Below are 19,321 nucleotides of genomic sequence, written 5' to 3' on the forward strand. Positions count from 1 at the left end.
GCTCACCAAACTATTCCAGTTTATGGGGCGTTGGAAAGAAAGCACAGCGTAAAACAGGATTATGGTTAAGATTGGGTCAATTGAGTTAGGTGATTTTCCGTTGCTGCTGGCTCCGATGGAGGACGTCAGCGACCCGCCGTTTCGCGCGGTTTGTAAGGAAAATGGGGCCGATTTGATGTACACGGAGTTCATATCGTCGGAAGGACTGATCCGCGATGCCGCCAAGAGCGTTCAGAAACTCGACATTTTCGAGTACGAACGGCCAATCGGTATTCAGCTATTCGGGTCAGACATCGAAACGATGGGCGAATGCACCCGTATTGCCACCCGCGCCAACCCCGATTTGATCGATATTAACTACGGCTGCCCGGTGAAAAACGTGGCTTGCCGGGGTGCCGGAGCCGCCTTGTTACAGGATATTCCGAAGATGGTGCTGATGACAAAAGCCGTTGTTGATGCCACGCACCTGCCCGTTACGGTAAAGACCCGCCTCGGTTGGGACGAGAGTACCAAGAATATCATGGACGTAGCCGAACGCCTCCAGGATATTGGCATTCAGGCACTTACCGTTCACGGACGTACCCGCGTGCAGATGTACAAAGGTGAAGCCGACTGGACGCTGATAGGCCGGGTGAAGGAAAACCCCCGCATTAAGATTCCGATCTTCGGTAATGGCGATATCGACTCACCCGAGAAAGCGCTGGAGTACAAAAATCGCTACGGTGTTGATGGTGTCATGATTGGCCGCGCCAGTATTGGTTACCCCTGGATTTTCAACGAGATCAAGCATTTCGTGAAAACCGGGCAGCACCTCCCCGCTCCTACTGTAACCGACCGCATTGCCGCCTGCCGCAAACACCTCGACTTCTCCATCCAATGGAAAGGAGACCGGCTGGGTATTTTCGAGATGCGCCGCCACTACGCCAATTATTTCAAAGGCCTGCCCGATTTCAAGCAGTTCCGGATGCGCTTCGTCGTTGCCGACACCTACGACGAACTACTGGCCATCCTGCACGAAGTCAGTGAGACTTATGAGGAATTGATGTATAATGGATAACGCGGCTACTGCGGTACCATGTATAATGGCTCCGCAAAGGAACGTACCTAGCAGAGCCATTATACACCGTACCACAGCGGCGGACCGCATCATCTATTACACATTCGCCATATGACCGAAACAACTACGACTGAACCTGTTCTTGTTACCCAAAAACGCCCGGTGCTTGCCTGGATACTACTCACGTGCATGGCGCTGGTGTGGGGCAGTTCGTTTATTATGATGAAGAAGGCGCTAGGCGCTTTCACGGTTCAGCAGGTGGCATCTGGGCGGATCTTCTTTGCTTTTCTGTTTTTCATTCCCTTCCTGGTTGTGCAGGCCCGGCAGCCCGATGTACAGGTGGTGCTTCGTCGGCGCTGGCTGGCCTTGCTGGCGTCGGGGGTACTCGGCTTTTTACTGCCTGCCTTTTTGTTTGCCGAAGCGGGCGCGCACTTAAGCAGTTCACTGTCAGGTACGTTAAATTCGCTTAGTCCGCTGTTTGTCTTGCTCACAGGTACGTTGTTGTTTCGGCAACAGTTCCGGGCCAATCAGGTATGGGGAATCCTGCTGGGCCTGGTCGGCTCGCTGATTCTGGTGTTTTTCAGCGCTACCGGTTCGTTCACCGTCAACGGCTATGCCTTTCTGGTTGTACTGGCCACGGTCATGTATGGCATTAACACCAACCTCATCGGCAAGTATCTGAGCCACCTGCCTGCCCTCGTTGCCCCCCCCTGGACGTTCGCTTTTGTTGGTCCCATCGCCGGTATTTTCCTGCTATCGACTGACTTCGTAAGCCGTGCCGTTGCGGCCGATGCGCTGGTGCCAATGGGCGCCGTTCTGTTTCTGGGCATCATGGCATCAGGTATTACATCCGTACTATTTATCCGGGTAGTGCAACTGGCATCGGGGGTCTTTGCCGCGTCGGTAACGTACCTGATTCCTGTGGTGGCCGTTGTCTGGGGCCTTTTCGACGAAGAAACGATCTACCCGCAGCAATACCTCGGCCTAACCATCAGCCTGTTGGGCATCTATTTGGTGAACCGGCAGAAATAACTGATCACCGACCCAATCGATCAAATTCACACTAACTTAACTAGCAATTGCCGCCTATCTGGTATACTTGGCGTATCTAATTAACCAGAGTGTGTATGTCTCCCTTACGTCGCGTTGGCCTGCTACTAGTAGCCGTTGGCTGTTTGTGGTCCTGTAAAGAAAAGGCTCCGGATACGCCCACGCCCCTACCCGATCCCGGCCTTACCTGGCAGGTTCATGAAGATTTTCTGTTCGACCGGAAAATACAGTTGGCCAGCTACGCCGATAGCGCTATTATTATTCTGTCGGGCAACCGCACAACGGCGATCGCACCCGACCCCGACCGTAGGTCTACAACAGACACGACTTTTGTTCATTTTGGTGGTCAGGCCGAAAACAATGGACGTACCGATTATCGCCCGCTCCTTCATTCAACGTTTTTCGGGTTTCTGTATGAGGGCTTCGTAAACCTGGTACCCACCACCGACCCGGTGCTCAACTATAGCAATGCACGACTGATTATGAATCAGTTAGACGCCGACTTTGCTTCGTTCGCTACCCTGCCTGTCGATATGGGAGAGACCATGGCTGCTAATCAGCAGAACCAGTTTATTGTGCCTTACAACGTGTATGATCGCAGGTACGCTACGCCAGTGATCGACGGCAACCAAACGTGTTTGCTGCTGGTGTCGGTCACGGTACCCAAGGCTCCGTACGTAGCCCTCACGATCGCGAAAACCCAAAAAATCGTATTACCAGCTAGTAGCGGATTACGTTCGGTGCAGCGTATTGGCAACAACTTCATCGTATCGTTATCGTCAGGTACATATCGCATTAAGCCTGATGGTACGTACCTGAAAACATACCCCTATTCGTTAATACGCCAGTTTACAACGAACGAAACGGTGTATGGACTAACGAATGGAGGCGCCGGAAGTCTCCAGCTTGTTGCCTCAACGGACCAGGGAAACACCTGGCAAACTATTGCCACCGACCTGCCAACAAATTACTCGCTATTGAGCTATAAGCAGGTGCAGAATCAGGTCATTGGTGTTTATAACAGCCAACTTTTTCAGTTAACGATCACGCCAACAACCTTATCTACCACTGAACTGGATAACACCGGACTGTATGGCAACAAGATCACCTCGGTGGCAACGTATCGTAACACGGTGTATGTATCGACCCTCTCAGGCGTATTTACAAAACCTGTTCGTACCTTTCTGACACCGAAGAAATCCTGAAACTTAATAGCCTGAACCTTTCCCATGTACACTGCCTCCGTCAACAACGCCGCTCCCGTCAGTATCGATATTCAGCCTACGGGCATCATGCTGAATGACCATCCCTACACGTGGGATCTGTCGAAACTAGGCGAAGGTCAGTATCATATCCTGAAAGATGATCAGTCTTATTCAGTGGAAGTACTATCGGTTGACGCGGCGACGAAGACAGTACAATTGAAAATCAACGGGCGGATTCATGACATTGTGGCGAAAGACCGGTTCGATCTTCTGCTCGAAAAAATGGGCATGAGCAACGCAGCATCCAGTAAGGTAAACAACATCAAAGCCCCCATGCCCGGCCTTATTGTCGGCATCAGCCTGGAAGTTGGCAGTACGGTAAGCAAAGGCGATACCGTGCTGATTCTGGAAGCGATGAAGATGGAGAATAGCATCAAGGCCCCCGGCGACGGCATTGTGAAAGCTATCAAAGTGCAGAAAGGCGACCGGGTCGAAAAAGGGCAGGTATTGGTAGAGTTTTAAAACGGTCAACACCGCTTTTACCGCACTTCATTAATACTAATTGTTTACCGCTTTCGGGTCTGCACTCATAGCAGCTATCCTCCGCTGACCATTGTACCCGGCTTAACAGGCTACAGGAACTGAACGATCCTATCTAAATGGAATCGCTCCTTTCCTAGCGTGCGCCTTTCCTACCTTTCGCGGGTTTCCTTATCTTTGCCCCCGCAAAAAAGGCACCTCTGTATGGCTCAACAACCCAAGTACAAACGAATCCTGCTCAAACTGAGCGGCGAGGCACTCGCAGGCCCTGGCGGCTACAACATTGACCCGGCCATTCTGGAGCAATATGCCAAAGAAATCAAGCAGGTCGTCGAACTGGGCGTCGAGGTGGCAGTCGTGATTGGGGGGGGCAATATCTTCCGGGGCGTATCAGGCGAACGCTCGGGCATCGACCGCGTTCAGGGCGATTATATGGGCATGCTGGCCACGGTGATCAACGCCATGGCCCTGCAAAGTTCGTTTGAAAAGCAGGGGTTATTTACCCGCGTTATGTCGGCCATCAAGATGGAGCAGATCTGCGAACCCTACGCCCGTCGGCGGGCCGTTCGGCACCTCGAAAAAGGACGCATCGTTATTTTCGGAGCCGGAACGGGGAACCCCTACTTCACTACCGACAGTACGGCCGCGCTGCGCGCCAACGAGATCGAAGCCGATGTGGTGCTGAAAGGCACGAAAGTCGATGGTGTATACACCGCCGACCCCATGAAAGATAAAACGGCCACACGCTACACGCACATTACGTTTCAGGACGTTTACGAAAAGAAATTGAGCGTGATGGACTTAACCGCCTTTACACTTTGTCAGGAAAACAACCTGCCCATCATCGTTTTCAACATGAACGAGACTGGTAGCCTGCTGCGCCTCGTTCAGGGAGAAGATGTAGGTACGTTAATCACCGTAGAGTTACCAACAAAATAGAGTTTACTGTCTACAGTTTGCCCGCACCGGCGGACCGGTTTACTGTTGCGCCGCTTCAGGTCTACATCTGTCCAGAAGCAGCGCAACAGCAAACTGTAAACAGTAAACTGATTTCTTATGGAAGAGATTGAATTATACCTCGATGACGCCAAAGAGACGATGGAGAAGGCGTTCAAACACTTGTCTATCGAGCTGACCAAAATTCGGGCAGGTAAAGCCTCGCCTGATATGCTTGGCGGTATTCAGGTCGACTATTACGGGTCTAAGTCACCCATCACCAACGTGGCGTCGGTTACCACTCCAGACGCCCGAACGATCGCCATCAAGCCATTTGACCGGAAAATGATCGGTGAAATCGAGAAGGCCATTCGCAACAGCAACATTGGCCTTGCGCCCATGAACGATGGCGAGCTGATTCGTCTGAGCGTTCCACCGCTGAACGAAGAGCGCCGCCGCGACCTTCTGAAGCGCGTGAAGCAGGAGATTGAAGTGGCAAAAGTGAACGTGCGTAATATCCGTAAAGATACCAACGACGCTATCCGTAAACTGACGAAAGAAGGTGTATCGGAAGATGCCGTGAAGGTAGGCGAAGAGCGCGTTCAGAAACTCACCGATTCGTTTATCAGCCGCGTTGACGACACTTACGCAGCCAAGGAGAAAGATATCCTGACGGTCTAACTCTGTTTCAACGCAGAGGCACAGAGGTATCATAGAGAATATGGAGTAATCAGCCTATGAGAACAAGACTCCGGGTTCTCTATGACACCTCTGTGCCTTTGCGTTGAAACAGTACTAACAACAAAAAACCTGCAAGCGAGAGCAGGCAGGTTTTTTAAAGACAGCTAAATGGGTAAGCCCTATGGACTTACCGAACGTAAATATAATCGCTGGAACTGATACACCTTACTTTTTGGCGAAATCACGGTGGTTGGCCGCCGAATACAGTTCTTCTTTGGGCAGATTGCGGAAATAATCATACGTAATTTTCAGCCCTTCCTCGCGCGACACTTTAGGCTCCCAACCCAGCAATTCACGCGCTTTCGTAATATCAGGCTGCCGCTGTTTGGGATCATCGACCGGTAACGGCTTCAGAATCAGCTTCTGCGACGTACCTGTGAGCTTGATGATCTCCTCCCCAAATTCTTTGATCGTAATCTCGACCGGGTTACCAATATTGACCGGATAAGCATAATCGCTTAGTAACAGCCGGTAAATTCCGTCGACCAGATCCGCCACGTAGCAGAACGACCGAGTCTGCGAGCCATCGCCGAATACCGTCAGGTCTTCACCGCGCAGTGCCTGTCCAATAAAGGCGGGCAACACCCGACCGTCGTTGAGGCGCATGCGGGGACCATACGTATTAAAAATCCGGACAATACGGGTTTCCAGGCCGTGGTAGGTATGGTAGGCCATCGTCATTGCTTCCTGGAACCGCTTGGCTTCGTCGTATACGCCACGCGGACCAACCGGGTTCACATTGCCCCAGTATTCTTCCGGCTGCGGATGAACGTTCGGATCACCGTATACTTCCGACGTAGACGCAATGAGTACCCGCGCTTTTTTCACCCGCGCCAGACCAAGGCAGTTGTGAATGCCCAGTGAACCCACTTTCAGAGTCTGGATCGGAATTTTCAGGTAGTCGATCGGGCTGGCTGGTGAGGCGAAGTGTAGAATATAATCGAGTTCACCAGGTACGTGGATGAACTTGGACACATCGTGATGATAAAACTCAAAATTGGGCAGTTTGAACAGGTGCTCGATATTGCGCAGGTCGCCCGTGATCAGGTTATCCATCGCAATAACGTGATAGCCCTCTTTAATAAACCGATCGCATAAATGCGATCCCAAAAAACCGGCACCTCCGGTAATAAGTACACGTTTCATAGTTCCTCTGTGAATTCATCTTCGGCATAACCCCCAACTCTATGAAGGAGGCTACACCAAAGCCTCTTAACTGTTTACAACTTCGCGGCCAATCGAGTAATAGGTATACCCCATCTCGCGCATCTGCTCGAGTTCGTAGACGTTGCGACCGTCGAAAATCACTTTGCTCTTCAGCAGCAGGTTCATTTTCTCGAACTCCGGTGTGCGGAACATAGGCCACTCGGTCATGATCACCAGCGCATCGGCATCATCCAGGGCGGCGTATGACGTGTGTGCAAACGTGATCTGGTTACCCAGAATATTGCGTACATTCTCCATCGCTTCCGGATCATAGGCCGTGACTTTCACACCTTCGGCCAGTAACTCACGAATATTGTCCAGCGCAGGTGCTTCCCGGATATCATCGGTATAAGGCTTAAACGCAAGTCCCCAGACAGCAATAGTCTTTCCTTTCAGATCATCGCCGAAATGCTTCTTGATAACTGGCAACAGGCGTTTCTTCTGGGCGTTATTCACATCCATTACCGACTGCAACACTTTGAAGTCGTAGTCGTAGTCCTGCGCGGTTTTGGCCAGCGCCTGTACATCTTTCGGGAAGCAACTACCGCCGTAGCCGATGCCGGCAAACAGGAAGCGCTTACCAATCCGGCTGTCGGTTCCGATCCCTTTCCGGATATCGTCAACGTTGGCACCTACTTTTTCGCACAGGTTGGCAATCTCGTTCATAAACGTGATTTTGGTTGCCAAAAATGCGTTGGCAGCATATTTGGTCATTTCGGCCGAACGCTCGTCCATGAAGATGACGGGGTTTCCCTGCCTGACCAGCGGCGCGTACAACCGGTTCATCACCGCCTTCGCCTTATCTGACTTGGTGCCAATCACTACCCGGTCGGGCTTCATAAAGTCTTCCACCGCCACACCTTCACGCAAAAACTCGGGATTCGACACCACGTCGAAATCAACCTTGGCGCTTTTAACGATGCAGGCATGTACCTTTTCGGCCGTACCTACCGGAACGGTACTCTTATCAACAATAACGGCGTATTGTTCCAGAATAGGGCCAAGATCATTGGCCACACCCAGAATATACTTCAGATCGGCTGAACCGTCTTCGCCCGGAGGTGTTGGCAGGGCCAGGAAGATAACTTCGGCACCTTTGATACCTTCGGCCAGATTAGTGGTGAATTTTAACCGCCCTTCTTCCACATTCCGGTGGAACAGCACATCGAGGCCGGGTTCGTAGATGGGAATGATGCGGTTATTAAGTTTTTCAACTTTCCGCTCGTCGATGTCGACGCAGGTAACCTGATTGCCGGTCTCGGCGAAGCAGGTGCCGGTAACCAGCCCCACGTACCCCGTACCTACTACTGCTATTTTCATAAAAAAGGATTATATTCTCTAGACGTTTTTAAGGCTGATCGGCCACAGATCATATTGTACTATTTTGACATGCCCGTTCTGCGGTCACAAAAATAGATGTTTTTCGGAATAGGACGAGTTTGATACGCAATACACTGACCTAGTGTTTTTTTTGCGCATTATCTACACAGGCATATTATGGCCAAAACACCGGATTTGCCCTCGATTATATGGTAATTTATCAGGAAGGAACTACACTATTTTGACAATTTCCGAATATCCGATTCCGTGCATTTTTTATCGAATGGCCAGCGTCAACAACACGTCCGGAATTTGGTTATCCGGGTGTATATTACTGAATACTTCATCAATACAGAACTCCCTTAACGCAGCTTCATGACTAGCGAAATAGTAGAAAACCAAGTTGATACTGTACAACTCATACGTGAGTCAGTGCGGGAATTTGCCCTTCGCCATCTGGCTCCGCACGTTCGCGACTGGGATGAGCGGCAACATTTTCCAGCCGACGAATTTAGGGAAATGGGATCCCTGGGCCTTTTAGGAATGCTTGTCCCGGAAACCTACGGCGGTGCCGGGCTGGGCTATCACGAATACGTAGCTGCCATTGTTGAACTCTCGAAGGTCGACGGGGCGGTTGGCCTGTCTATGGCAGCTCATAATTCGCTTTGCACCAACCACATCCTGATGTTTGGTAGCGAGGAACAGAAACAGACCTACCTGCCCAAACTGGCTTCGGGCGAACATATTGGTGCCTGGGGCCTAACCGAGCCCAATACAGGCTCTGACGCAGGCAACATGCGCACCCGCGCCGTTCGGCAGGAAAACGGCGACTGGATCCTGAACGGGGCCAAGAACTTCATCACCCACGGCCGGTCGGGCAACGTGGCGGTTGTCATTGCCCGTACCGGCGAGCCAAACACGCCGCATAACGCCACGGCTTTCGTGGTCGAACGCAATACGCCCGGCTTCCGCGGGGGTAAAAAAGAAGACAAGTTGGGTATGCGGGCGTCCGAAACAGCCGAAATGATTTTTGAGGATTGCCGCATCCCCGACAGCCAGCGGCTTGGCGAAGTGGGAGCAGGTTTTGTTCAATCGCTGAAGATCCTGGACGGTGGTCGTATTTCCATCGCTGCGCTGAGCCTGGGCATTGCGATGGGTGCCTACGAAGCCGCACTAGCCTACGCTCAGGAGCGGCAACAGTTTGGCCAGCCAATCTTCAATTTTCAGGGAATCTCGTTTAAACTGGCCGATATGGCTACCGACATCGAAGCGTCGCGGCTCCTGATCGAACACGCAGCCGAGTTGAAAAATCAGCATAAACCCGTAACCAAGGCGTCGGCCATGGCGAAATTGTTTGCGTCGGAGGTATCAGTACGGGTGGCCAACGAGGCCGTTCAGATTCTGGGCGGCTATGGCTACATCAAGGATTTCCCGGTCGAGAAATTTTACCGCGATGCCAAACTGTGCACCATTGGCGAAGGCACCAGCGAAATTCAGAAAGTAGTCATTGCCCGGCACATCATGTAGTTAGCGCAGGAGCGTTAGTTCACCCCGGTATTCTTCGCCGGGGAAGCCTGTACGAATCAGGTACGTATAGATACCCGGCGGGGCGGGAGTATCACCTACCCGCCCCGCCCAGGGTGTTGCATAGCCTTTCGAGTGAAAAATTACACCGCCCCAACGGCTGTAGATAAACACCTCGGCATCGGGCATCGATTCGATGTTCCGAAGTGCCCAGGTATCGTTTTTACCGTCATCATTGGGTGTGAACGCCGACGGAATGAATAACCGGTTGGCCACGACAATCCGAATTCGCATACTGGCTTCGCACCCCGCTTCGCTCAGCCCGTTTACCTGATACGTTATGGAATCGAGGGGAGTGCAAAGCGGGCTGCTCAACGTGGGGTCGTCCAGATACCGTGGCGGAGTCCACGTCAGTAGGGTATTGGGCAGGCTGGCCTGAACGGGTAGTGGCACGCCAACGCCCGGTGTAATTCGGTAGTACGTTTCGCCCGTAAGCGTCAGCCCCGGCGACACCGTTACGGCCACCGCCTGCGAACTGGTTTCGTTGGTGCAGGTTGTAGCTGAGCTTTTCACGACCGTATACGTACCTGACGAATTCACCACCAGTACTGGCCCGGTAGACCCTATCAAATTGCTCTCATCTTTTTGCCACTGATACGACCATTTCGGGTCGTTATCGGTTGTGAGCGTCACCGAGGCTGGCGAACACACCGCAACCGCCGACAAGGGCAGGCCCTTGCTCAGGATCACGGCAGGTGGTGGCGTCGTGGTGGTACATTCCACAACCGGTAACTGAAAATCGCGTCGAACAAGGCCAATCCGTTCACCGTTTCGCCACTCCTCTACCTGCACGGTGAAAAGGAATAAACCCTGCCTAGTTGCCTTCACCGTCAGCTTACCCGTTGAACTGATACGTAAGGCCGGGTTACCGGGAATGGCATTTTGTTCGCTTAACCCCGCCGCCCAGGAAACAAGCGGAAATGAACTATGAGAAATGGGCGTAACCAACGGATCGGCAACCGACGTGAATCCGCGCATGGGGGTTACAAGCGAATACCGAAGCTGATCACCGTCGGCATCGATGGCGCTGAAATCGGTAGTGAAGAGTTTATCCTGGCAAATGTATTCCCCGTTTGGAAACACCAGTTCGGGTGATGAATTGAGTATGTCGGCTCCGTTTCGCATCATGGCCGGAAACTCCATATAAAACAGCATACCTACATTGGCGCCGTTGGCCAGATTGCTGATATCGTTGTTTCGGCAGCAACGATCCCAGGAAATATAATAGCCGTCGGGGTCGGCATACCGGCTTTTATCGAACTGGAAATTTATGTTGTAGACAGCTTTCAGGGTGCGCAGATTTCGCTGCTGAGCGCAAAGCACGTTTTTATACGCAACGGAGCTAGCCTGTCGAAAAAGCAGCCGAACGGTATCCATCAGGGCGTTATCCCGTTTCCGGAAAATACCCACGGTGGCGCTCGGGTCCCGATTGCCCGTGTTGGCGTTCAGTTCATTCCAGTACTGGTTCATCTGCACCAGAAAAAGGCCCGGCGTTCTGTTAACCTGCCGCATGGTGAGTTCACCCCCCATGATGTGCGATGCCCATCCCAACCGGCAAACCAGAAGAAGAAAAAGTACAAACACGTACCTGACCATATTTTTTAGTGCATATATACCCGTCGTCAACACGACTTATACGCTGACCAATTCGGTATGTAAATCTATGATAATCACACGAATACTGCTTTTCTGACGAGGTATTCTTATTAAAAGTAACAGACTGCGAATATTATATTTAAACTATTGAATATTATTGCATTTATATATCACAAGTAAAACATAAAGACATTTATTTGATCTGGCTATGATCCGACTTACTCAACCACAAATGCAGCAGCTTTTTGCGCTGCACGAATACATTCGAGACCAGTTTACCAAGATGGACTGGATTAAACTGGCCTACCTGACCAACAGTCTCGATTTGATCGAAGACCACCCGCGTCTCTTGCGAAGCCTCGACTTCAACGATGATGATTATGAAGGAAACAGCCTGCAGGTACTGGCCCGTATCGTTGGCACAGATTCTGGCTATTTAGCCGATATTGAACAGTTTATTGCAGAGAAAAAAACCAGAGAAAAGTTGCCTGCCGGTAAGCCGACGAATGAGTTTGTTTCAACAAATCGTACCGTTATTCCTGAACGGGTCATCCGGTTTGCGCCCGATGTTTTTCAGATCCCCGACAAATCCGTTGAGCCGGATGTGCTTTCCGTGATGATGCCATTTGAGGGGCGGTTCAACGGAACGTACCTGGCCATTCGAAATGTGTGTGCCCGGCTGAACATTACCTGCCGCCGTGCCGACGATATCTGGGACAACAGTATTCTGATTCAGGATGTGTTCGACCTTATTTTTACCAGCCGCGCCGTTATCACTGACTTTACCGACCGGAATCCGAACGTATTTTATGAGACCGGGGTGGCTCATACATTGGGTAAACTGGTTATTCCGATCACCCAATCCGTAGGCGACATTCCGTTCGACCTTCGGCATCACCGGGCGCTAACCTACCTGCCTAACCAGGAGGGGTTGCTCAAACTGGAAAGTGATCTGGAGAAAAAGCTGGCCAGAGTATTCAACGTATCAGGCTCGAAATAGAGAAAATAGCCAATCCTGTCTACACATCATTCTATCAGCGAAAAGCTATTGTTAAACTCCCGATTCTCTTCAGATTTCGCACTTAGCTTTCTGAACTAATTCAACTCAACGGCGGCTTTTCAGAAGGCTACATCTGAACTGCCGCTTTCATTTTTTACATGCTTCATCGTCTACTTCTTGTTGTCGGAATCACTTTTTCTATTGGTTTATCGGCATATGGCCAAACGCCGGCACGCGGTCAGCTAACCGGGCGTATCATAGATGCCGTTACTCAGCAGCCAATGCCTTTTGCGACGGTAGCCGTCTGGAAAAAAACAGGCACCGACAGCACGCTTGCCGGCGGAGCACAGACCGACGATCAGGGTCGTTTCTCGGTACCAAATCTGCCCTTTGAGCGGCTATGGGCCGTTGCTTCGTTTGTTGGGTACGTTGCCAATGGTCAGGCAGTTGCGCTGACCACCGGCCAACCTACAAGCGACCTGGGTACGTTATCGCTTCGCTCCGATTCGCGTTTGCTGAATGAAGTGAAAGTAACGGGGGAAAAAGCGGCGATCAGTCTGAGTACCGAAAAGCAGGTCTTCAACGTAGCCAAAAACATAACTACGGTTGGTGGCACTGCCGAGGCGCTGCTGCGCAATGTACCGTCGATCATTGTTGACGAAAGCGGAAACGCTACCCTGCGCAATCTGGCCACAACGATTTACATCAACGGGAAACCAACGCAGCTTACGCTGGCGCAGATTCCGGCCAATCAGATCGAGTCGGTGGAGGTGATCACAAACCCATCAGCGCGCTACGACGCATCTACTTCGGGTGGCATTGTGAATCTGGTGCTGAAAAAAAATCGGCAACCGGGCTACAACGGACTGATTAGCCTGGGCATCGGTAACAATCATCGTTACGATGCCACCGCCAATGTAGACTGGCGGCAGGGCCGCTGGAATGTAACGGGTCTTTACAGCCTGAACGCCACACAAAACCCGCTGACCGGCTACACGAACCGCGTAAACCGGAATGCAGCGACCGGGCAGTCAACAGGCTTTTTCGACCAGAATACGGCCATCCAACTGAATAATACATTCCAGAATGGCCGTATTGCCGCTGATTACACCGCCAGTCCCAGAGACGTGCTGACGGTGGCTGGTACGGTGGCAGCAGGCGCGTTCAACAACGCATCTGACCAGCAATACACCTATCGCGATGCAGCCGGTAACCGAACCGGATACGGCGGCCGCACGGTTGACCCACATAACAATTTCACCAACGTAGGGGCTGAATTTGACTGGAAACACAGTTATGCGCGGAAAGGGCAAGAGCTTAGTCTGACCACGTCGATCAACCGTAACCAGGTTTCCAACGCGGCTGAGTGGTATACAACTTCCTTCAATTCAGACGGTACGAGCCAGCCAAATTTCCCCGAACGGGACCGCATCAACGGACGAACGGCAGGAACACAATACCTGGCCCAGCTTGATTACGTGCGGCCATTGGGCGATTCGGCCAGGTGGGAATTTGGCGCCCGCAGCTTCACGTTCAGCCGCGACCTGCAGTATTTCTTCAATCAGCAACTGGAGGTTACGCAGGCATATCAACTTGTGATTCCTTTCTCGCAGAATGCGGCGATCACCGAAACCGTGAACGCGGTGTATGGTATGTACACTAAACAGCTTCGTAATGGCATTGGCATTCAGGCGGGTCTGCGGCTCGAGCAGTCGAGTCTGACGGGGCAGAACCGGTTTGACAACAGTTCGTTTGGGTACAATTATCCGTCGAAGACGGGGCAGAACTGGTTTCAGGCTTTTTTCCCTACTTTTTCGGCCACGAAGAAACTTAGTGAGTTGAGCGAACTGGGCCTGAGCTTGAGCCGTAAAGTGGGTCGTCCCGGTTTCCGGCAGGTGTCGGCCAGTATTCAGGCGAGCGACCGGCAGAATATCACGATCGGTAACCCAGCCCTTCGTCCGGAGTTTGTGAACACCGCCGAACTGATTTATAACCGCACGATTGGTTCGGCGCAGTGGCTGGCAACGGCGTATTACATCTACGAAGACCACACCATCAAGCCCTTTGTGCAGCCTTCGCTTACTGATTCATCCTTACTCGTCACCACTTTCGTGAACGTCAAAGCCGATATTCAGTATGGCCTCGACCAAACGCTGAAGATGGATTTGGGACGGCATCTGAGCTTACTGGGCAGCCTGAACGTGCGCCACTTTGCCATTCAGTCGGCTACCACGCAGAATCAGCTATGGGTGTACAACGCCAAAATCAACCTGACGTACCGTTTCCCAGCCAACATCACGGCGCAATTAACCGGTACCCGCGATAGCCGATCGGTGCAGCTACAGGGCTATCGGTTGCCAGTAAATGCGGCTGATTTCGCTTTACGGAAAGGAATTTGGCAAAACCGGGGGAGCCTGGTGTTTACTGTCAATGACATCTTCAATTCGCGGCGATTCCTGACTACCTACGAGCAGCCGACCGTTTTCCAGCAATCGATGAACCGGCGCGAGGTACGTTTCTACAAAGTAACTGTTCAGATACCACTGGGCGGCGCCGATGCCAGCAAACGGAAAGAACGGAATGACCGGCCCGACGTTGACTTCAGCAATTAGCCCTACATTTAGGCATCCTACGACGGCCATCCCCACAACTGGCCGCACATGCTTATACGGTTGACTACCATGAAGAAGATTGCCCGTCACTGCCTTATTCTGTTTTTAGCCTACCCTACCTATTTCCTGTCTGCTCAACCGATTACCGCCAGCCGCTGGACATCGCTGTTCAACGGTAAAAACCTGGTGGGTTGGGATACGTACCTGCGCCAGCCCGAAGGCACAGACAAACCACCATTTGGCCTCAACAACGATCCGTTACGCGTTTTTACGGTGGCAGAAGGAGCTATTCACGTGTCGGGGCAAATGTGGGGTGGCATCAGTACCAGACAGGAATTCGAAAATTATCACCTCCGCTTTCAGGTCAAATGGGGCGCGAAGAAATGGTACCCGAGCGACACGACGAAGCGCGATGCGGGTTTGCTGTACCACGCTACCGGCCCTATGACGTTTGCGTATGACTGCTGGCTGCGCAGTAACGAGCTACAGATTCAGGAAGGCGAGATCGGCGACTTCTTCGGGGTTGGTGGCGGCTCGGCTGAATTTCCGATGAAGAAGGTTACGGTCCGCGGCAACATGCTGGATCAGTACGATGCAGATGCGCCACTCCAGCGCAATGCCGATGCCATCGGCGCAGGACGGGTGTACCGCTCAGGTGATTTTGAAAGCCCGCACGGCCAGTGGACAACCGGCGAACTGATTACCCGGGGTGCCGACGCCGTTTATATCGTGAATGGGTACGTAGTGAACCGCCTGTTCAACACATACCGCCCGGCCTTACGGCAGCAAACGACCCGCGGTAAGCTCCAGTTTCAGTCGGAAGGGGCCGAAGTATATTACCGCCACATTGAACTGCGCCCCGTGAATTTTTCCCGGTCAGGCCTGCCTAAGCTCGTTGCTGACAAACTGGCGATCAGGGGCATTCAGGCCGATAAACCCCAGACGGTGCGGATCACGAATCAGGGAGAGTTGGTTGAGTTGGTTGCCGTTGAGCTGATTGGCACGGATAATGACCGGTTTATCCTTGACTTACCCGCGTTCCCGCTCCAACTGGCCAAGGGGAAGTCGATCAGTTTACCCGTTCGGGTCAGACCAAACACAGCGCCGGGTACGTTAGTCAAACTACGACTTGAAACGGTTCTGGGCCCTGTTCCTGCTCTTGAGGTGATGTTGCAAAGCCATTAAACAGAACCCGCCTGATATGAAATTTCCCTTTCTTTTTCTGATTGCCATACTATTCGTCAGCAGTTGTCATCAAAAGCGGAGTAACCACGAACCAATGGTCACCGCTGCTGCCGACTCGCTGATACAGGTGAGTTATACGAGCAACCAGATCAAGACCGATTCGGCTTTGTTTGCCAAACCAGAGCAATTAGGCGATCTGGACGACAACAGCCTGTCGGAATCGTCGGGGGTGGCAGCCAGCCATCAAAACCCCGGCTACCTCTGGACAGACGAAGACTCGGGCAATCCGGCGGAGGTGCAGTTGATCAATAAAGCAGGCGAAGTGGCGGGGCGATACACACTGGCGGGCATCACCAATATTGACTGGGAGGATATTGCCGTTGGGCCGGGGCCCATGCCAGGGAAAAGTTACGTATATGTTGCCGAGATTGGTGATAACAGCAGCCAACGCCCAACTAAAACCATCTACCGATTCCCGGAACCAACGCTAAAAAAAAACGAATCAACTGTTCTGGAAACAATCTCAGCCTTCGACAGTATCAGACTGCAGTTTCCCGACGGGCCGGGAAACGCCGAGGCGATCCTGATCGATCCGGGTACGTTGGATTTGTATATCCTGTCGAAAGAAAAGAACTGCGCGCTTTACAAAGCCAGTTACCCGCAATCGCTGACCAGCACGACCCTCATGGAAAGGCTGTTAATCATGCCATTGGGCAATGTTACCGCAGCAGCCATTTCGCCGGAGGGCAACGAAATACTGGTACGCAGTTATCACCAGCTCTGGTATTTTACCCGCCAGAAAGGCGAGTCGATTGTTGATGCGCTGAAACGGGCGCCCCGCCTGTTACCCCTCGCCGATGAGCCGCAGGGCGAAGCCATAGGCTGGGCTACCGATGGAGCCGGCTTCTACACCACCAGCGAGCGAACGTTCTTTTTCGCGCAACCGCTTTATTTCTACCGACGAAATTAGACAGCTTTTTTATTCCCTGAAAAAGCCACCTACTGGTGCAGTTTATACCGTAGAGCCAGATTTACGATTCGGCCCTCCTGCGGGCCCCAGAGCGGTACGGTGTTTGGGCTATTGCGCGGCCCCGATACTACCGAGCCATAGTTGATCTGCTGCACGTTGAACAGATTTTCAGCATTGAGCACCAGGCTTACTTTACCCAGCATTCGTTCAACAGCAGCGGCCCAGAACCAGTAGTTCGGCACCAGCTGATTATCGTACAGATACTGATTCCCTACCCAGCTCGACTCAATACCGAACCGCCATTTGTCGGGAATGCTGTAGGCCAGGGTGAGCGAAAATTTGTCGCGGGGACTGTATGGCAAGAACGTGTTGGCGCCAATCGGTGTCACATCGCTTCCCTGCCGCACGGCATCGCCCCGCCGAATGGCCGTGTGGTTATAGCCCAGGTAAAATTCGATCTCGTCGTATTCCAGGCGCAGGTACGTATCGGTGCCGAGGCTGGTAATGTCGTAGGCGGCGTTTTGCAGCACGGTTCGCTGGCTGGCCGATGTTGAACTGGCCGACGTAACGGCCACCACCGGATTGCTGATGCTGGTATAATAAAACGCCTGATCGAGCTGGACACTTAGTTCACCGATGTTGCCCCGGAAAGCTACGTCCATGTTCACGCCCAGCGAGCGTTCGGGGCGGGTGGCGGTGCTAACTGGCAGCAGATACCGATAACTCAGGCTGGTGCGGGCATCGGCACCGGTCAGGTTTGAGAAGGTGTTGGGCGTTTTATAACCCGTTCCAATGCTGGTTCGGATGCTCCATTGCTCGCTGGGCTTCACCAGCACCGACAGGCGCGGCAGAAAGAAGGTGCCAAATACGTTGTGCTGATCGAGCCGCAAACCACCCTGAAACGTCACCTTGCCAACCTTATAGTCGTTCTGAACGAAGGCCCCAATGGTTTGGTACTTGTAATCGGTGATGCGTGTGCTGTCGCCGGCTCCTTTGCTAAACTGCTCCAGCGTCAGATTTACCCCGGCTACCATCGTGTGTGGGCCATGCTCCAGATAATCGGCCGCTTCGAAATAACCCGACAGTTGTTTACCTACAAACCGGTAGCCGTTATCTACCTGCGTACGATCGAAGAAACTGGCCGTTCCCCGCGCCGTTAAGGTATTTACCTGGCTGAACGACCGATTCAACGTGGCGTCGATGGTGTGGCGCTGCGAAGTGTTATCAATCACGTAGGTACGTGTCGCATCCCGGCCATAAATGGCTTCTACATCGCCACCGGTACGTTTTTCGTCGACCAGCGTGTAGCCAACGTTGAGCTGGGTACGTTCCGCAGGCGTCAGAAACAGGCGCGGATGCAGCGTAAACTGTTTGATCAGCGGTACATCGGCGAAGCCATCACCGTTCACATCAACGGCGGGTTGATCGGTATAGCCGCCGAAAACGGTCGCACCAACTTTTGAACTCCACTGCTCCGAGTAATAGGCGTTCAGATTCGTTTCCTTCAGCGTTGAGTGGTTCAGGACAGCGGTTAATTCACGTTCTTCTTTCGGGCGGCGCGACACCAGGTTGATCAAGCCGCCAATGGCCCCGCCCCCGTATAGTGTTGAGGCAGAACCTTTCACGATTTCTACCTGCTTCAGATCGAGCGGTGGAATCTGCAACACGCCGAGGTTACCCGAAAAGCCTTCAAAAAGAGGCAGTCCATCCCGCAGAATCTGGGTGTATTTGGGATCAAGGCCCTGCATTCGGATACCCTGATTACCCGTTGCCAGCGAGGTACGTTGCACGTGAATGATCGAGATATCGCCCAGGATGCTGCCTACGTTGCCAGGTACCACGGCGGCTTCTTCGTCCATGTCTTCCTGCCCCAGCACGTCTACCTTGATGGGCAGGTCTTCGATGCGCCGGTTCGTGCGGGTCGCCGTCACCACCACTTCCTCCAGCGCTGCCTCGGCGGCCGCCAGCCGGATCGTCAGCACCGAATCGGGGTTGCTTAGTGGCAGCGTTAGCGTGTACGGTGAATCTTTGTAGCCAACCAGACTGACCACCAGGCTGGTATTACCCGGCCTGAGATTCGTTAATCGGGCCAGGCCATTGGCATCAGCAACCATACCTGTTGGCAGCGTGGTCTGAATTCGAACAGTTGCTCCGGCCAGGGGCTGGTGAGTGAGGCTATCTTCAACTCGCAGTTGCACGGTTTGCGCATGGACAACAAGGCTGACGAGCCACAGGATCAGTAGTCCGGCAAGGCGGGTGGTATCGCGTTTATGCATGTATGTGTGTAGTTGACGTGAAGGTATTACCCAAATTTGACGA

At 52.6% G+C, this 19,321-nt stretch carries 15 protein-coding genes; 11 read left to right on the forward strand and 4 right to left on the reverse strand.

Features of this window, described 5'->3' with window-relative positions; genetic code table 11:
• Window positions 1-61: 61 nt before the first annotated feature.
• The 6 genes from dusB (at window position 62) to frr (ending at window position 5,469) form a co-directional block, all read left to right on the forward strand.
• Entirely contained in the window at window positions 62-1,057 is a 996-nt protein-coding gene (gene dusB, locus J2I46_RS23670) for a tRNA dihydrouridine synthase DusB (protein ID WP_207331552.1), read from the forward strand.
• Between the two features lie 111 nt (window positions 1,058-1,168).
• Window positions 1,169-2,089, forward strand: a complete 921-nt coding sequence (locus J2I46_RS23675; RefSeq protein WP_207331553.1) for a DMT family transporter — start codon at window positions 1,169-1,171, stop codon at window positions 2,087-2,089.
• Between the two features lie 95 nt (window positions 2,090-2,184).
• Window positions 2,185-3,312 (forward strand): hypothetical protein, encoded by a 1,128-nt coding sequence (locus tag J2I46_RS23680; protein ID WP_207331554.1) that lies wholly within the window; start codon window positions 2,185-2,187, stop codon window positions 3,310-3,312.
• Window positions 3,313-3,336: 24 nt separating this feature from the next.
• On the forward strand, window positions 3,337-3,834 hold the full coding sequence (locus J2I46_RS23685; RefSeq protein ID WP_207331555.1) for an acyl-CoA carboxylase biotin carboxyl carrier protein subunit: 498 nt from the start codon (window positions 3,337-3,339) through the stop codon (window positions 3,832-3,834).
• Between the two features lie 222 nt (window positions 3,835-4,056).
• Complete coding sequence (pyrH, locus tag J2I46_RS23690) at window positions 4,057-4,791, forward strand: UMP kinase (RefSeq protein WP_207331556.1); 735 nt, start codon at window positions 4,057-4,059, stop codon at window positions 4,789-4,791.
• A 117-nt stretch (window positions 4,792-4,908) separates the two neighbouring features.
• Window positions 4,909-5,469: a ribosome recycling factor gene (gene frr / locus J2I46_RS23695; protein WP_207331557.1), complete on the forward strand. Its 561-nt coding sequence runs from the start codon at window positions 4,909-4,911 to the stop codon at window positions 5,467-5,469.
• Between the two features lie 225 nt (window positions 5,470-5,694).
• Here the strand turns inward: frr and J2I46_RS23700 are convergent, their stop codons facing one another.
• Entirely contained in the window at window positions 5,695-6,675 is a 981-nt protein-coding gene (locus J2I46_RS23700; protein ID WP_207331558.1) for a UDP-glucuronic acid decarboxylase family protein, read from the reverse strand.
• Window positions 6,676-6,741: 66 nt separating this feature from the next.
• On the reverse strand, window positions 6,742-8,055 hold the full coding sequence (locus J2I46_RS23705; RefSeq protein ID WP_207331559.1) for a UDP-glucose dehydrogenase family protein: 1,314 nt from the start codon (window positions 8,053-8,055) through the stop codon (window positions 6,742-6,744).
• Between the two features lie 375 nt (window positions 8,056-8,430).
• On the opposite strand from J2I46_RS23705, the gene J2I46_RS23710 reads away from it, so the two are divergent.
• Window positions 8,431-9,582 carry an acyl-CoA dehydrogenase family protein gene (locus tag J2I46_RS23710; RefSeq protein ID WP_207331560.1) on the forward strand — a complete coding sequence of 384 codons (1,152 nt, stop codon included), beginning with the start codon at window positions 8,431-8,433 and terminating at the stop codon, window positions 9,580-9,582.
• Here the strand turns inward: J2I46_RS23710 and J2I46_RS33370 are convergent, their stop codons facing one another.
• A complete protein-coding gene (locus J2I46_RS33370; protein WP_207331561.1) occupies window positions 9,583-11,223 on the reverse strand; it encodes a gliding motility-associated C-terminal domain-containing protein in 1,641 nt (546 codons plus the stop codon). It lies immediately after the preceding gene.
• A 220-nt stretch (window positions 11,224-11,443) separates the two neighbouring features.
• Between J2I46_RS33370 and J2I46_RS23720 the strand changes: the two genes are divergently transcribed.
• From J2I46_RS23720 to J2I46_RS23735, 4 genes are all read left to right on the forward strand, one after another.
• Window positions 11,444-12,235: a hypothetical protein gene (locus tag J2I46_RS23720; protein WP_207331562.1), complete on the forward strand. Its 792-nt coding sequence runs from the start codon at window positions 11,444-11,446 to the stop codon at window positions 12,233-12,235.
• A 158-nt stretch (window positions 12,236-12,393) separates the two neighbouring features.
• Window positions 12,394-14,847 carry a TonB-dependent receptor gene (locus J2I46_RS23725; RefSeq protein ID WP_207331563.1) on the forward strand — a complete coding sequence of 818 codons (2,454 nt, stop codon included), beginning with the start codon at window positions 12,394-12,396 and terminating at the stop codon, window positions 14,845-14,847.
• Window positions 14,848-14,916: 69 nt separating this feature from the next.
• Window positions 14,917-16,032 (forward strand): 3-keto-disaccharide hydrolase, encoded by a 1,116-nt coding sequence (locus tag J2I46_RS23730; protein WP_207331564.1) that lies wholly within the window; start codon window positions 14,917-14,919, stop codon window positions 16,030-16,032.
• Window positions 16,033-16,048: 16 nt separating this feature from the next.
• Window positions 16,049-17,002 (forward strand): YjiK family protein, encoded by a 954-nt coding sequence (locus tag J2I46_RS23735; protein ID WP_207331565.1) that lies wholly within the window; start codon window positions 16,049-16,051, stop codon window positions 17,000-17,002.
• Window positions 17,003-17,031: 29 nt separating this feature from the next.
• On the opposite strand, the gene J2I46_RS23740 is transcribed toward J2I46_RS23735, so the two are convergent.
• Window positions 17,032-19,278: a TonB-dependent receptor gene (locus J2I46_RS23740; protein WP_207331566.1), complete on the reverse strand. Its 2,247-nt coding sequence runs from the start codon at window positions 19,276-19,278 to the stop codon at window positions 17,032-17,034.
• Window positions 19,279-19,321: the final 43 nt, after the last annotated feature.

Origin of the sequence: Fibrella forsythiae, from assembly GCF_017353175.1 — a bacterium.
Classification (GTDB): Bacteria; Bacteroidota; Bacteroidia; order Cytophagales; family Spirosomataceae; genus Fibrella; species Fibrella forsythiae.